Annotated in this window: 14 protein-coding genes; 7 read left to right on the forward strand and 7 right to left on the reverse strand. The window is 67.8% G+C overall.

All coding sequences use genetic code 11. The annotated features are described in order from the left end of the window. The 5 genes from AC07RV_RS45630 to AC07RV_RS45650 all read right to left on the reverse strand — a co-directional run. Positions 1-856, reverse strand: an 856-nt coding sequence (locus AC07RV_RS45630; RefSeq protein ID WP_492715214.1) for an ABC transporter substrate-binding protein, incomplete at its 3' end; no start/stop codon positions are given. A gap of 33 nt (positions 857-889) precedes the next feature. After that, positions 890-1,597, reverse strand: a complete 708-nt coding sequence (locus AC07RV_RS45635; protein WP_296801739.1) for an ABC transporter ATP-binding protein — start codon at positions 1,595-1,597, stop codon at positions 890-892. Continuing rightward, positions 1,597-2,367, reverse strand: coding sequence for an ABC transporter ATP-binding protein (locus AC07RV_RS45640; protein ID WP_444814503.1), 771 nt, complete (start codon positions 2,365-2,367; stop codon positions 1,597-1,599). Before AC07RV_RS45640 ends, AC07RV_RS45635 begins: the two co-directional genes overlap by 1 nt. Before the next feature lie 46 nt (positions 2,368-2,413). Continuing rightward, entirely contained in the window at positions 2,414-4,189 is a 1,776-nt protein-coding gene (locus tag AC07RV_RS45645; protein WP_296774703.1) for a tannase/feruloyl esterase family alpha/beta hydrolase, read from the reverse strand. A gap of 97 nt (positions 4,190-4,286) precedes the next feature. Beyond that, positions 4,287-5,219, reverse strand: coding sequence for a 3-hydroxyacyl-CoA dehydrogenase family protein (locus tag AC07RV_RS45650; RefSeq protein ID WP_296774701.1), 933 nt, complete (start codon positions 5,217-5,219; stop codon positions 4,287-4,289). A gap of 299 nt (positions 5,220-5,518) precedes the next feature. Here AC07RV_RS45650 and AC07RV_RS45655 point away from each other — a divergent pair, with 299 nt between their 5' ends. Then, entirely contained in the window at positions 5,519-6,952 is a 1,434-nt protein-coding gene (locus AC07RV_RS45655) for a sigma-54 interaction domain-containing protein (protein ID WP_296774700.1), read from the forward strand. A 12-nt stretch (positions 6,953-6,964) separates the two neighbouring features. Here the strand turns inward: AC07RV_RS45655 and AC07RV_RS45660 are convergent, their stop codons facing one another. Together AC07RV_RS45660 and AC07RV_RS45665 are read right to left on the reverse strand one after the other, a co-directional pair. Continuing rightward, complete coding sequence (locus AC07RV_RS45660) at positions 6,965-7,435, reverse strand: hypothetical protein (protein WP_296742709.1); 471 nt, start codon at positions 7,433-7,435, stop codon at positions 6,965-6,967. Then, positions 7,432-8,220, reverse strand: a complete 789-nt coding sequence (locus tag AC07RV_RS45665) for a Crp/Fnr family transcriptional regulator (RefSeq protein WP_093344129.1) — start codon at positions 8,218-8,220, stop codon at positions 7,432-7,434. Before AC07RV_RS45665 ends, AC07RV_RS45660 begins: the two co-directional genes overlap by 4 nt. Positions 8,221-8,305: 85 nt before the next feature. On the opposite strand from AC07RV_RS45665, the gene AC07RV_RS45670 reads away from it, so the two are divergent. From AC07RV_RS45670 to AC07RV_RS45695, 6 genes are all read left to right on the forward strand, one after another. Beyond that, positions 8,306-10,279: an AMP-dependent synthetase/ligase gene (locus tag AC07RV_RS45670; protein WP_093344192.1), complete on the forward strand. Its 1,974-nt coding sequence runs from the start codon at positions 8,306-8,308 to the stop codon at positions 10,277-10,279. Between the two features lies 1 nt (position 10,280). Next, entirely contained in the window at positions 10,281-11,063 is a 783-nt protein-coding gene (locus tag AC07RV_RS45675) for an ABC transporter ATP-binding protein (RefSeq protein WP_093344128.1), read from the forward strand. A 1-nt stretch (position 11,064) separates the two neighbouring features. Further along, the gene (locus AC07RV_RS45680) at positions 11,065-11,994 is read left to right on the forward strand and encodes a branched-chain amino acid ABC transporter permease (protein WP_093344126.1); all 930 of its coding nucleotides are present in this window, start codon (positions 11,065-11,067) and stop codon (positions 11,992-11,994) included. Positions 11,995-11,997: 3 nt separating this feature from the next. Continuing rightward, on the forward strand, positions 11,998-13,062 hold the full coding sequence (locus AC07RV_RS45685; protein ID WP_057597141.1) for a branched-chain amino acid ABC transporter permease: 1,065 nt from the start codon (positions 11,998-12,000) through the stop codon (positions 13,060-13,062). A gap of 65 nt (positions 13,063-13,127) precedes the next feature. After that, positions 13,128-14,459, forward strand: a complete 1,332-nt coding sequence (locus AC07RV_RS45690; RefSeq protein WP_093344125.1) for an ABC transporter substrate-binding protein — start codon at positions 13,128-13,130, stop codon at positions 14,457-14,459. 149 nt (positions 14,460-14,608) lie between these two features. Next, positions 14,609-15,421, forward strand: a complete 813-nt coding sequence (locus tag AC07RV_RS45695) for an ABC transporter ATP-binding protein (protein ID WP_093344123.1) — start codon at positions 14,609-14,611, stop codon at positions 15,419-15,421. Positions 15,422-15,551 lie beyond the last annotated feature (130 nt).

The raw sequence follows: 15,551 nt of genomic DNA on the forward strand, positions 1-15,551 counted from the left end.
CGTCGTTGAGGTCCCAGTACCAGCTCGTGGTGTGCAGCAGGCCTTCGGTGTTCTTCAGGCCCAGGCTGTGGATGTCGGTGAGGAAAACCAGCAGGCCGGCGGTCTTCATGGTCTTGTTGATGCCGAACTCCCTGGCGGCCTTGATCGAATTGATGGTGTCGCCGCCGGCGTTGGCAAGACCCAGGATCTGCGCCTTGGAGTTCTGCGCCTGCAGCAGGAAGGACGAGAAGTCGGAGGCATTGAGCGGATGCTTGACGCCGCCCACCACCGTGCCGCCCTTCTCCTTGATCACCGTGGTGGTGTCGGCCTCGAGCGCGGCGCCGAAGGCATAGTCTGCCGTCAGGAAGAACCAGCTCTTGCCGCCACGGTCGACCACCGCCGCGCCCGTGCCCTTGGCCAGCGCGACCGTGTCGTAGGCGTAGTGCACGGTGTAGGGGCTGCACTGTTCGTTGGTGAGCGCGGAAGACGCGGCGCCGTTGTTGAAGTGCACGCGCTTCTTCTCGGTGGCCACCTTCGCGGTCGCGAGCGCGGTGCCGGAGTTGGTGCCGCTGAACACCATGCTCAGGCCCTGCGTGTCGATCCATTCGCGCGCCTTCGAGGCGGCGATGTCGGCCTTGTTCTGATGGTCGGCCGTCAGCAGTTCCACAGGCTGGCCGTTGACCTTGCCGCCGAAGTCGTCGATGGCCATCTGGATCGCCATCGCGGCGTTCTTGCCTTCGAGGTCGGCGTAGAGACCGGACATGTCGGTGATGAAGCCGATCCGGACCTTCTCCTGCGCCTGTGCCGCGCTGGCCGCGCCGAGCACCAGGATGCCGAGGCCGATGGCGGTGGCGATGAATGGGTTGCGTTGTTTCATGGGATTGCCTCCTTGGTGGATGAATGGGGATCGCTAGACACCGAGCAGTTCGGTGAGCACGGGCATCCGGGCTTCGAGCTCGTCGGCGCCGAATGTCAGGGCGATGCGGCCATGCTCCATCACATAGAAGCGATCGGCCAGCGGCGCCGCGAAGCGGAAGTTCTGCTCCACCATCACGATGGTGTAGCCCTTGGAACGCAGGGTCGTGATCATTCGCGCGAGCGCCTGCACGATCACCGGCGCCAGGCCTTCGGAGATCTCGTCGAGCAGCAGCAGCTTGGCGCCCGTGCGCAGGATGCGCGCCACCGCGAGCATCTGCTGCTCGCCGCCCGACAGCCGCGTGCCCTGGCTGTGGCGGCGCTCCGCCAGGTTCGGGAACATCGCGTAGATCTCGTCGACCGACATGCCCTGCCCCGCGCCTTTCAGTTCCGGCGGCAGCATCAGGTTCTCCTCGCACGACAGGCTCGCGAAGATGCCCCGCTCCTCGGGGCAGTAGCCGATGCCCAGGTGCGCGATGCGGTGCGTGGGCATCGCGATCGTCTCCCGGCCATTGACCTCGATGCTGCCCTTGCGCGCGCCGGTCAGGCCCATGATCGCGCGCAGCGTGGTCGTGCGGCCCGCGCCATTGCGACCCAACAGCGTCACGACCTCGCCGGGCTGCACGACCATGTCGACGCCATGCAGCACATGCGATTCGCCGTACCAGGCCTGCAGGCCCTTGATCTCGAGTGCGGCGGTCATCAGTGAGCCCCTTGCAGTTGGCCGTCCGTGGTGCCCATGTAGGCCTCCATGACCTGCGGGTTCTTCGAGACTTCCGCGTAGGGGCCTTCGGCCAGCACCCCGCCACGCTGCAGCACGGTGATGGTGTCGGCGATGGTCGAAACCACGCTCATGTTGTGCTCCACCATCAGGATGGTGCGGCCGGCCGACACGCGCTTGATCAGCTCGGCCACGCGGTGCACGTCCTCATGGCCCATGCCCTGCGTGGGCTCGTCCAGCAGCATCAGCTCGGGCTCCATCGCGAGCGTGGTCGCGATCTCGAGCGCGCGCTTGCGGCCATAGGGCAGGTTCACGGTCTGCTCTTCGGCGAGTTCTTCCAACCCGACCTCCGCGAGCAGCTCGCGCGCCCGGGCGTTGAGCGGCTCGAGCGACTTCTCGCTCTTCCAGAAGTGGTACGAGGTGCCCAGGCGGCGTTGCAGCCCCAGGCGCACGTTCTCCAGCAGCGTGAGGTGCGGGAACACGGCCGAGATCTGGAACGAGCGGATGATGCCGCGCCGCGCGATCTGCGCGGGGCGCTCGCCCGTGATGTCCTGGCCGTTGAACAGGATCGTGCCGCTGGTGGGCTCGAGGAACTTCGTGAGCAGGTTGAAGCAGGTCGTCTTGCCCGCGCCGTTGGGGCCGATGAGCGCGTGGATCGAACCGCGCACGACCGAGAGATCGACCTTGCTGACAGCAGTGAAGCCCTTGAACTCCTTGGTGAGCTGGCGTGTTTCGAGAATGCAGCCGCTCATCGACGGACCTTTTCGCGCGGCGTGGTCTGGTTCATGCGCGCCTCGTTCATTCGTTGACGCACGAGAAGCTCGCCGCCAAGTTGACATCGCCGCTGCCCTTGTACTTGGGCCAGGCCGGGTAGTCGCAAAGCGGCCGGGTGCGTCCAGGCACGCCCGCGGTGTCGGCCACGATCGGCGTGGTCGGCGCCGCGTCCTTCTCGACCCAGTTCTCGAGCGCGCTCAGCGAATCCCAGCTGGCGTTGAACACCGTGCCGACGGCATGCGCGTAGCCCGGGATCTGGTAGTAGCGCATGAAGCCCTTCACGCGCTCGGCCCCCATGGTGGCGCGCACCCGGTTGAAGTACTGGTCGGTGGCGCGCGTGCTGACCAGTTGATCGGCGGTGCCATGCGCCATCAGCAGCTTGCCGCCGTTCGCGGCGAACGCCGAGAGGTCGGCCTGGTTGATGTCCTGCAGCTGCGTGAGCTCGGCGATGCGTGCCTGCCAGGGGCCGGGATTCTCGGGATCGAGCGTCAGCGAATCGAAAGCGGGGTTCTTCGTCACGAAGAAGCGCACCCACTGGTCCCAGAAGTTCGAGTGGAAAGGCGCGAACGCGGGCATCGGCGAGGCGGGCGGCTGCGCTCCCAGGCCCAGGTAGGCCACGGTCGTCTGGCCGATGCCGGACCGACCGAACTCGGCGCCCCAGGCATTGAAGCCCGGATACTGGTTCTCGCCGCTGCCGAGCGGGTAGTTGAAGACGGCCGGCGTGTCGATCACCTTGAAGGCGGCGATCTGTGCATCCGACAGGCAGTCGTCCGCCGTGTCGGCACCGCCCGGGCAGCGCAGTGGCTTTCCGTCGAGCAGCGCGGTCGCGGGATCGAAGCGCTGGTTGCAGGCGTTCTGGTTGCCGATCAGCCCGTCCTTCACGCCATCGAGGGCATCGCAGGCCTGCATCGCCGCATCGAACAGCGCGCCGCGCTTCGCGAGGCTGGGGTAGGCGCCGGGCTGGGCCAGCGCGCGCGTGATGCGGCCGAACTGCAGGTCGAGGCTGGCCGCGTTGAAGGCCGGGTAGAGGACGATGGCGCCGTTGAAATCGGTCGGCCATTTCTGCACCACCGCGAGCGCTTCGCGGCCGCCCGACGAGCCGCCCGCGAAGTAGCTGCGCTGCGGGCGCTGGGCATAGCGCTGCTCGATCAGGAACACGGCCGCGTCGCGCGTCTTCTTCAGGGCCTCGAACGAGAAGTTGCGCAAGGCCTCCGTGTTGAGCGCGAAGGCCCCGAGGTTGGCGGGATCGGTGGTCGCGTCGTGGCCCGAGTCGCTTCCGAACACCGCATAGCCGCGCCCGACCGGGTCGAGTGCGTCGACGGGACCGGCGGGCACGTTGCCGGCGACAACGGGAATGCTGCCGTCGTAGCCGCCACCGCCGTACATCATGGCTTTGCGGTTCCACTCGGTGGGCAGCAGCAGCGTCAGCTTGATCGGCGGCGCGGCCGGGTCGACCGGTGCGATCTCGGCGCTGAGCTGGCAGTACTCGCCGTGGCTCTTCGGCGCCTTGCCGCCCGCGGGCACCAGCGTGGCCGCCGTCACCTTGGCGCCGCCCGTGGCGAGCGCGATCGCCGATGCGGGCACGGAGAGCTTCGCCATCTGCTCGCAGTTCAGCGGCGTCGCCGCGGCCGGCGCGGGTGCCGGCGCCGGCACCGATGGCTGAGGGACGAAGGCCACGCCATTGCCGCTGCCGCCGCAGGCGCTCAGCAAGGCCGCGGCGGCCAGCGTCGCGGCGACGGGGATGCGCGGCACGGCGCGCGTCGCGCGGTGTGACGGTGGGAACGGGATGCTTCGGTTCATGCTTGTCTCTCTTTGGGGTGGAGTCGAGAAATCGCCATGCGCGCATGGCCTGCGGGAAACACGGGGCGTCGCGGTCGAAGGCCGCGAGCGGCGGGCATCAGCGCGGCGGACGTTCCCGCGCCAACATGCCCTGGCGGCGTTCGCGCACCGATTGCCAGTGCGCGTCGGTCCATTCGTAGAAGCCGTGGCCGGAGCTCGCGCCGCATCGGCCGGCCGCCACCAGGGCCTGCAGCAGTTGCAGCACCGATTCGTTCTTCTCGAGCTGCGGCATCAGGTGGCCGCCGATGTCGAGGAAGGTGTGGAGGCCGCCGAGATCGGCCGTCTCGAGCGGACCGAAGGACGCATAGCGCTTGCCGATGCAGGCGCGCACGACCGCGTCGACGGTGGCCGCGTCGGCCACGCCGCTTTGCACCAGGTGGAGCGCTTCGCGCAGTACCGCGAACTGGATCCGGTTGCCGACGAAGCCGGGCGCCGCCTTGCTCAGCAGCACGGCCTCGAAGCCCGCGCTTTCGAGCCGGCCGCGAAGGGCCGCGCAGGCCTCGGGCGCGGTGGCTTGCGCCGGCACGAGTTCGACGAACGGGATGACGTGCGGCGGATTCCAGAAGTGCGCGACGAGAAAGCGCTCGGGATGCGCCATGCGCTCGCACAGCACGTCCGGCATGAAGCCGCTGGTGTTGCTCGCGATCAAGGCATAGGAGGGCAGCACGGCCTCGAGCTCGGCATAGAGCGCATGCTTGACTTCGAGTCGCTCGACGACGGCCTCGAACACGAGCGATGCATCGGCCAGCGCCGCAAGGTCGGCCACGACGCGAATCCGCGTGCGGGCCGCGTCGCGCTCGGCCACCGCGATGCGGCCCGCGGCCATCAATTCCTCGAAGATTTTGTCCGCCAGCGCGGGCAGTTCGGCGCGTCGCGCTTCGCTGAGATCGAACACATCGACCGCTTCACCGGCGAGTGCCAGGCAGCTCGCGATGCCCACGCCCATGAGGCCCGCTCCCACCACGGCCACGCGTCGATTGATCTCGTTCATGCAACTTGTCTCCAGCATCTTGTGGCGCCGAAATCGCTCGGCCCTTGGCGCTGGTTTTGCAGAAAGCGTGCCCGTCGATCGCGGCTGTCGCGGCGCGCGTGTTTCTCATTCGGGCGCTTCGCGTAAACCCGAATGCCGCGAGCGCGCGCGACGCTGTGCAAGCGATGTCCAATACTGTCCAGGCCAATGCACACCACGTCCAACAACTGGACAGCGATTCGGAGCGTCTAAAGTCACGCCCCTGCGCGCCACCGCCGCGCGTCATGGACATTCGCATCCGCGAACCAAGGGAGTCAGCCATGCTGCAGATCAAGGGAGACCAGGCCTTCGACCTGGCGAGCATCCGGGGCCAGGCCCTGCAGTCCTTCTTCGACCTGTTCGGCCAGCTCGCCGAAGGCGCCTTCGTGATCGGCCGCGATGGCAAGGTCATCTGGGCCAATGCGCGCTACCTCGCCTTCATCGGCCTGGAGCCCGACCGGCCGGTGGTCGGCCAGCACATCTCGACGGTGGTGCCCGCGACCCGCATGCCCGAGGTGGTCGAGACCGGCCGCTCGATCCCCTTCGACCTGGTCGAGGTCAACGGGCGCTGGGCCGTGGTGTCGCGCTTTCCGATCAAGAACGACGCGCAGGAAGTCATCGGCGGTTTCTGCTTCGTGCTGTTCGACGAGCTCGATCCGCTGCGGCCGATGCTCGCGCGCATCCAGCAGTTGCAGAGCGAGCTCGAGCGCACGCGCTCGAAGCTCAACCAGCTTCGCCGCACGAAGTACGAGTTCAGCCACTTCGTCGGTTCGAGCCCGCAGGCCGCGCAGGTGCGGCGCAGCGCGCGGCAGGTGGCGGCCACCGACTCGACGGTGCTGCTGCTCGGCGAGACCGGCACGGGCAAGGAGATGGTCGCGCAGGGCATCCATGCGGCCTCGCGGCGCGCGCGGCAGAACTTCATCGGCGTCAACGTGGCGGCCATTCCCGAGGAGCTGATGGAGGCCGAGTTCTTCGGCTCCGCGCCGGGCGCCTACACCGGCGCCCATCCCAAGGGCCGCACCGGCAAGATGATGCTGGCCGACAAGGGCACCTTGTTCCTCGACGAGATCGGCGACATGCCGATGCGCATCCAGGTCAAGCTGCTGCGCGCGCTGCAGGAACGCGAGATCGAGCCGATCGGCGGCAACACCGTGATCCCGCTCGACCTGCGCGTGATCGCGGCCACCAGCCGCGACCTCCGGCAACTGGTCGAGACCGGCCAGTTCCGCGCCGACCTCTACTACCGCCTGAGCGTGGTGCCGATCCAGATCCCGCCGCTGCGCGAGCGGCTCGAGGACCTGCCCGAGCTGGTCGACCTGCTGCTGGCCGAACTCTGCGCCACGCTCGGCATGCGCGAGAAGGACGTCGCGCCCGACGCGCTGGCGCTGCTCGCGAAGTTCGGCTGGCCCGGCAACGTGCGCGAGCTGCGCAACGTGCTCGAGCGCGCCTGCGTGGTGTCTGGCGATGCCTCGGAGCTGCGCGCCGAGCACATGCTGCTCAACGACGGCGCGCGGCCGGCCGCGACGGCCTCATCGACCGCAACGGCCACTGCGGTCCGCCACGACCTGCACGCCGCCGTGAACGAGACCGAGCAGAAGGCCCTGCTGAACGCGCTGCAGGAGACCAAGGGCAACAAGCTGCTCGCGGCCCGCCTGCTCGGCATCAGCCGCTCGACGCTCTACAACAAGCTCAAGCAGATGGCGCTCGAGCGCTAGCGACCCGCGCGTTCAGCCGCCGCGGAACTGCCCGCGCAGGAAGTTGCGGTGCCGCGCGATGTGCCCCATCTGCGCAGGCGCGATCGTGCCGCCCAGGTCGTTCTCGTCCGCGCCGTTGAGCACCGCGTTCGCATGCGCGAGCGCGCGCGCCACGATCTCCTCCTCGCTCACGCCGAGCTGCGCGCCCAGATCCAGCGCCACGCGCCGCATCGCGCGCTGCGACAGCATCCACATCGCGCCGAAGCGGTCCCAGGCGAGCGCGGACTCGCCGGCCTTCTCGTGCTCGGCGAGGATGTCCTTGAGCGGTTTGGCGAGCAGCTCGTCCATCGCCTCGAGCCGCTCGCTCAGCGCGGCATTGCGCTCGGCCAGCTGCTCGGGCGTGGGCCCCGGCTCCGCCGCCTTGGGCGCGGGTGGCGGCGGTGGCACGAAGCCGGCCACGTTGGCATCGGCGGGAACGATCTGGAGTTGGTCTTGCAGGCTCATGATTTCTTTCCGTGGCCGGTGTCTGTGGAGGAAGTCTTGCGGCTCGTCATCGCCGTCGCGCGCAGCCCGGGCAGGTCGAGCACGCGCAGGCCGCCGTATTCGACGCGGATCAGGCCCTGCGCCGACAGCCCGTTGAGCGCCTCGTTCACGCGCTGGCGCGACAGGCCCACGAGGTAGGCCAGTTCCTGCTGCGTGATGCGCAGGACCTCGCCCACGCCCGGATAGAGCACCGGGTTGAACAGCGAGACCAGGTTGCGCGCCACGCGCGCGTCGGGGTTGTTGAGGCGGTCGATCTCGAGCGCGGCGATGAACTGGCCCAGGCGCTCGTTGAGCTGGTTCATCACGAAGCGGTTGAAGCCGATCGAATGGTCGAGCAGCCAGTGGAAGCTCTCGATCGGCAGGCCCGCGACGAGGCTGCGCCGCAACGCCTGGATGTTGTAGCGGTAGGGCTCGCGCTTCATCACCGTGCCCTCGCCGAACCAGCCGCCGGGCGGCACGCCGGTGTAGGTGACCGAGCCGCCGTCGGCGTTGTCGTTGCTCATCTTGAGCAGGCCCTCGACCACGCCGAACCAGTAGGTGGGCGAGCGCCCCACGCGGCAGACCAGGTCGCCGACCTCGGCCTCGCCGACCACCAGCGCGGCCTCGGCGCGGCGGCGCTCGGGCGCGGTGAGCGTGAGCAGCCAGGGGATGCCGTCGAGCTCGGCGGCATTGGGCGGACGCACGCGGTCCTTGATCGAACTGCCCGCGGCGAGGGGGAGGTTGAGCGAGGGGCTGCCGGTCGGCATCGGGAAACTCCGGGGAGTAGTGTCCCTAGGATTGTCGTTGGAACGACAACTGGACGTCAAAGTGCGGCCCTACGATCCGCGCACCGTGCAAACAAACGCCCTCACCTTTCCCCGCCTGCTGCTTGCGCATGCGCAAGCGCAGCCCGAGTCGCCCGCGGTGCGGGAGAAGGACCTCGGCATCTGGCAGACCTGGACCTGGCGCGCCGTGGCGCAGGAAGTGCGCGAGATCGCGTGCGGCCTCGCGAGCCTGGGCTTCCAATCCTTCGACAACCTCGCGATCGTCGGCGCCAACCGGCCGCACCTGTACATGGCGGTGGTCGCGGCGCAGAGCCTGCGCGGCGTGCCGGTGCCGCTGTACCAGGACGCGGTGGCCAACGAGATGGTGTTCATGCTCGACGACGCGGCCATCGACTTCGTGGTGGTCGAGGACCAGGAGCAGGTCGACAAGCTGCTCGAATGCCGCGACCTGCAGGCCGAGCGCGTGGCGCGCGGCGAGGGCCGCCAGGGCATCCGCCACATCATCTACGACGACCCGAAGGGCCTGCGCCACTACGACCAGCCCGGTCTGATCGGCTACGAGCAACTGCGCGAGCTCGGCCGCGCCTACGACCAGGCGCACCCCGGCGTGTTCGACGCCGCGGTGGCCAGCGGCGAGGCCACCGACGTCGGCGTGATCCTCTACACCTCGGGCACCACCGGCCGCCCCAAGGGCGTGTGCCAGACGCATGCGAGCTTCATCGCGGCGGGCCGCGGCGGCGTGGAGACCGACAGGCTCGGCCCCGGCGACAACATCATGAGCTACCTGCCGATGGCCTGGGTCGGCGACCACCTGTTCTCGGTGGCGCAGTGGCTGGTCGGCGGCTTCACGCTCAACTGCCCCGAGTCGGCCGCCACGGTGATGAACGACATGCGCGAGATCGGCCCGAGCTACTACTTCGGCCCGCCGCGCACCTTCGAGGGCCTGCTCACCGCGGTGTCGATCCGCATGGAGGACGCGGCGGCGCCGAAGCGCTGGCTCTATGCGAAGTTCATGGCGCTCGCGCAGCGCGTGGGCGCCGACATCCTCAACGGCCAGCCCGTGGGCGCCGGCGACCGGCTGCTGTACGGCCTGGGCAACCTGCTGGTCTACGGACCGCTGCGCAACGTGCTGGGCATGAGCCGCATCCGCGTGGCCTACACCGCGGGCGCGGCGATCGGGCCCGACCTGTTCCGCTTCTACCGCTCGATCGGCGTCAACCTCAAGCAGTTCTACGGCCAGACCGAGACCTGCGCCTATGTCTGCCTGCAGCAGGACGGCAAGGTCAAGCTGCAGACCGTGGGCACGGCCGCGCCGGGCATCGAACTCAAGATCGCCGACGACGGCGAGGTGCTGGTGCGCGGCGTCTCGGTGCTCAAGGAGTACTACAAGCGCCCCGACGCCACCGCCGAGGTGCTCGATGCGAACGGCTACTTCCACACCGGCGACGCCGGCGTGCTCGACAGCGAGGGCCACCTGCGCATCATCGACCGCGCCAAGGACGTGGGCCGGCTCGCGGGCGGGGCGATGTTCGCGCCCAACTACATCGAGAACAAGCTCAAGTTCTTCCCGCAGATCAAGGAAGCCGTGTGCTTCGGCCATGCGCGCGACGAGGTCAGTGCCTTCGTCAACATCGACTTCGAGGCCGTGGGCAACTGGGCCGAGCGCCGCGGCCTGGCCTATGGCGGCTACGTCGACCTGGCCGGCAAGCCCGAGGTGCTGGCGCTGATCGCCGAGTGCCTCGGCAAGGTCAATGCCGACCTGGCGGCGGAAGCCGGCATGGGCGAGACGCAGATCGCGCGCTTCCTGGTGCTGCACAAGGAGCTCGACCCCGACGACGACGAGCTGACCCGCACGCGCAAGGTGCGCCGCGGCTTCATCGCCGAGAAATACGCGGTGCTGGTCGAGGCGCTGTATGGCGGCAAGACCGAGCAGTTCATCGAGACCCAGGTGAAGTTCGAGGACGGCCGCACCGGCGCGGTGAGCGCGACCCTGAAGATCGTCGAGGCGAAGCGCTTCCCCGGCATGGCAAAGGCGGCCTGACATGGCAAGAAAAACCGGCGACGTCATCCTGGACGTGCAGAACATCTCCCTGAGCTTCGGCGGCGTGAAGGCGCTGACGGACATCAGCTTCAACGTGCGCGAGCACGAGGTGCGGGCCATCATCGGGCCCAACGGCGCGGGCAAGAGTTCGATGCTCAACTGCATCAACGGCGTGTACTGGCCCCAGCAGGGCTCGATCACCTTCCGCGGCCAGACCTTCAAGCACATGAACTCGCGCCAGGTGGCCGAGATGGGCGTGGCGCGCACCTTCCAGAACCTCGCGCTGTTCAAGGGCATGAGCGTGCTCGACAACATCATGACGGGGCGCAACCTCAAGATGAAGAGCGGCCTGCTCGCGCAGGCGCTGCGCTGGGGCCCGGCCGAGCGCGAGGAGCTCAAGCAGCGCGAGTTCGTCGAGCACATCGTCGACTTCCTCGAGATCCAGGCGCACCGCAAGACGCCGGTGGGCCGCCTGCCCTACGGCCTGCAGAAGCGCGTGGACCTGGGCCGCGCGCTCGCGATGGAGCCGCAGGTGCTGCTGCTCGACGAGCCGATGGCCGGCATGAACGTGGAGGAGAAGCAGGACATGAGCCGCTTCATCCTCGACGTGAACGACGAGTTCGGCACCACCATCGTGCTGATCGAGCACGACATGGGCGTGGTGATGGACATCTCCGACCGCGTGGTGGTGCTCGACTACGGCAAGAAGATCGGCGACGGCACGCCCGACGAAGTGCGCAACAACGAAGACGTGATCCGGGCGTACCTGGGCGTGGAGCATTGACATGGGCTTTTTTCTTGAGACCCTCTTCGGCGGCCTGATGGTCGGCATGCTCTATTCGTTGATAGCGATCGGCTTCGTGCTGATCTACAAGGCCTCGGGCGTGTTCAACTTCGCGCAGGGCGCGATGGTGCTGTTCGCGGCGCTCGCGATGGCGCGCTTCGCCGAATGGATCCCGCAGTGGCTGGGCTTCCAGAGCCTGATCCTCGCGAACATCCTGGCCTTCATCGCGGCGATGGCGATCATGGTGGTGGTGGCCTGGCTGATCGAGCGCCTCGCGCTCAGCAAGCTCGTGAACCAGGAAGGCATCACGCTGCTGATGGCCACGCTGGGCATCGCCTACTTCCTCGACGGCCTGGGCCAGACGCTGTTCGGCAACGACATCTACAAGATCGACGTGGGCATGCCGAAGGAACCGCTGATGGTCCTCGAGAGCACCTTCCAGGGCGGCCTGCTGCTGAGCCAGGAGGACCTGATCGCGGCGCTGGTGGCGGCGGCGCTGGTGGTGGTGCTCGCGATCTTCTTCCAGAAGACCGCCACCGGCCGCGCGCTGCGCGCCGTGGCCGACGACCACCAGGCGGCGCAATCGATCGGCATTCCGCTCAACCGCATCTGGGTGATCGTGTGGTCGGTGGCCGGCTTCTCGGCGCTGGTGGCCGGAATCATCTGGGGCTCCAAGCTCGGCGTGCAGTTCTCGCTGTCGCTGGTGGCGCTCAAGGCGCTGCCGGTGGTGATCCTCGGCGGCCTGACCTCGATCCCGGGCGCGATCATCGGCGGCCTTTTGATCGGCGTGGGCGAGAAGCTCTCGGAGATCTACCTCGGGCCGATGCTCGGCGGCGGCATCGAGATCTGGTTCGCCTATGTGCTGGCGCTCGTGTTCCTGCTGGTGCGGCCGCAGGGGTTGTTCGGCGAGAAGATCATCGATCGGGTCTGAGACATGTTCTATAGAGAAAACGGGCAGTTCAAGTCGACCTACCGCGCCGACCAGCAGATCTTCCCGATCCTGCAGGACCGCGTGGCGATCCTCGCGCTGCTCGCGGTGGCCTTCATCGCGGTGCCGCTCGGCGTGTCGGACTACTGGATGCGCGCCATCCTGACGCCCTTCCTGATCCTGTCGCTCGCGGCCATCGGCCTCAACGTGCTGGTGGGCTACTGCGGCCAGATCTCGCTGGGCACCGGCGCCTTCATGGCGGTGGGCGCCTACGCGGCCTACAACTTCCACGTGCGCATCGACGGCATGCCGCTGATCGCCTCGCTGCTGCTGGGCGGCCTGTGCGCCACGGTGATCGGCGTGCTGTTCGGCATCCCGAGCCTGCGCATCAAGGGGCTGTACCTCGCGGTGGCCACGCTGGCGGCGCAGTTCTTCACCGACTGGGCCTTCCTGCGCATCCAGTGGTTCACCAACAACTCGTCGTCGGGTTCGGTCAGCGTGGCGGGCCTCAACGTGTTCGGCATCCCGATCGAGTCGCCGGTGCAGAAGTACCTGTTCTGCCTCGCGCTGGTGGTGATCTTCGCGCTGCTCGCGAAGAACCTGGTGCGCAGCGCGATCGGCCGCGAATGGATGGCGATGCGCGACATGGACGTGGCGGCCGCGGTGATCGGCATCCGCCCGGTCTACGCCAAGCTCACGGCCTTCGCGGTCAGCAGCTTCATCGTCGGCGTGGCCGGCGCGCTCTGGGGCTTCGTGCACCTTGGGGCCTGGGAGCCCGCGGCCTTCAGCATCGACCGCTCGTTCCAGCTGCTGTTCATGGTGATCATCGGCGGCCTCGGCTCGATCATGGGCTGCTTCTTCGGTGCCGCCTTCATCGTGCTGCTGCCGCTGCTGCTGAACCAGCTGCCGGGCTGGCTGGGCTTCTCGATCTCGACCGCCCTGGCCTCGCACCTCGAATACATGATCTTCGGCGCGCTCATCGTGTTCTTCCTGATCGTGGAACCGCACGGCCTCGCGCGGCTGTGGTCCACGGCCAAGGAGAAGCTGCGGCTGTGGCCCTTCCCCCATTGAGCTTTTCAAGCGTTTTTTCGGCGTTGACAACCCGGCACCGCGGTGCCCCCAAAAAGGAGACAGGCATGAAACTGAAATCGCTCGCTCTGACCGCCGCCCTGGTGGCCGGCACCCTCGGCACCGCGCTGGCGCCCTCGCTCGCACAGGCACAGGCCAAGGAGCAGTTCTTCCCGCTGCTGGTCTATCGCACCGGCCCCTATGCACCCAACGGCACGCCCTGGGCCAACGGCAAGCAGGACTACCTGAAGCTGGTGAATGCGCAAGGCGGCATCAACGGCGTGAAGATCTCGTACGAAGAGTGCGAGACCGGCTACGCCACCGACAAGGGCGTGGAATGCTACGAGCGCCTCAAGGGCCGCCCGGGCGTCGCGCTGTTCGACCCGCAGGCCACCGGCATCACCTTCGCGCTGACCGACAAGGTGCTGACCGACAAGATCCCGCTGATCACGCTGGGCTACGGCCTCGCGGCCTCGCAGGACGGCGGCGTGTTCAAGTGGAACTTCCCGCTGATGGGCAGCTACTGGACCGCGGCCGACATCCTGATCCAGCACATCGGCAAGAAGGAAGGCGGCCTCGACAAGCTCAAGGGCAAGAAGATCGCGCTGGTCTATCACGACTCGCCGTTCGGCAAGGAACCGATCCCGCTGCTGCAGGAGCGCGCGAAGCAGAACGGCTTCGAGCTCTCGCTGATCCCCGTGACCGCGCCCGGCGTCGAGCAGAAGTCGGCCTGGCTGCAGGTGCGCCAGCAGCGGCCCGACTACGTGCTGCTGTGGGGCTGGGGCGTGATGAACTCCACCGCGCTCAAGGAAGCCGTGGCCACGGGCTACCCGCGCGAGAAGATGTACGGCGTGTGGTGGGCCGGCGCCGAGCCCGACGTGAAGGACGTGGGCGCGAATGCCAAGGGCTACAACGCGCTGGCGCTCAACACCTCGGGCACGCAGCCCAAGGTGATCCAGGACATCCTCAAGCAGGTGCACGAGAAGGGCCAGGGCACGGGTCCGAAGGACGAGGTGGGCTCGGTCCTCTACACGCGCGGCGTGATCATCCAGATGCTGTCGGTCGAGGCCGTGCGCCGCGCGCAGGAGCGCTTCGGCAAGGGCAAGGTCATGACCGGCGACCAGGTGCGCTGGGGCTTCGAGAACCTCGCGCTCGACCAGAAGAAGCTCGACGCACTGGGCTTCTCGGGCGTGATGCGTCCGGTGAGCACCTCGTGCCAGGACCACATGGGCTCGACCTGGGCGCGTGTCCACACCTGGGACGGCGCGCAGTGGGGCGGCATGTCGGACTGGTACCAGGCCGATGAGCAGATCATCAAGCCGATGGCGAAGGCCGCGGCCGACAAGTACGCGACCGAGAAGAAGCTGACGCGTCGCGACGCGGCTGACTGCCAGAGCTGACGCTCTGGCAGGTGCCAGGGACTGACGGCACCCTCCCCCTACCCCCTCCCGCCGAGCGGAAGGGGGCCTGCCTCCCATGCACGGGAGGCGATATCCGCAAAGGCATCGCTTCGTAGATGCATGTCTTTGCGGATGTCCGAAAGAACACCATGAGCCAACCCAACATCCTTCTCGACGTCAACGGCATCGAGGTCATCTACAACCACGTGATCCTGGTGCTCAAGGGCGTGTCGCTGAGCGTGCCCGAGGGCGGGATCGTGGCGCTGCTGGGCGGCAACGGCGCGGGCAAGACGACGACGCTGCGCGCGGTGAGCAACCTGCTCGCGGGCGAGCGCGGCGCGGTCACCAAGGGCACGATCGAATTGCGCGGCGAGCGCATCGAGGCGCTGTCGCCGGCCGAGCTGGTCAAGCGCGGGCTGATCCAGGTGATGGAAGGCCGCCACTGCTTCGCGCACCTGACCATCGAGGAGAACCTGATGACGGGCGCCTACACGCGCACCGACGGCAAGGCCGCGGTGCAGCAGACGCTCGAGAAGGTCTATGCCTACTTCCCGCGCCTGAAGACGCGGCGCACCTCGCAGGCGGCCTACACCTCGGGCGGCGAGCAGCAGATGTGCGCGATCGGCCGCGCGCTGATGGCCAACCCGACGATGGTGCTGCTCGACGAGCCCTCGATGGGCCTGGCGCCGCAGATCGTGGAGGAGGTGTTCGAGATCGTGAAGGACCTCAACACCAAGGAACGCGTGACCTTCCTGCTGGCCGAGCAGAACACCAACATGGCGCTGCGCTACGCCGACTACGGCTACATCCTCGAGAACGGCCGCATCGTGATGGACGGCGCGGCGCAGAGCCTGCGCGAGAACGAGGACGTGAAGGAGTTCTACCTCGGCGTGGGTGGGGCGGATCGCAAGAGCTTCCGGGATGTGAAGAGCTACAAGCGGCGCAAGAGGTGGCTGGCTTGATGTTCTTTCCTGCCGTCTGTGCTGTCCCTGCCGTCTACGGGTGGGGACGGGCTCGCGCCGACGGGGTACTCCCCTCCGCGAATGTCCCCCGCCTTCGGCTCCTCCTTTATTTCGCTGCGGGGAGTACCCC

The organism is Variovorax sp. GW821-FHT09B01 (assembly GCF_059418345.1).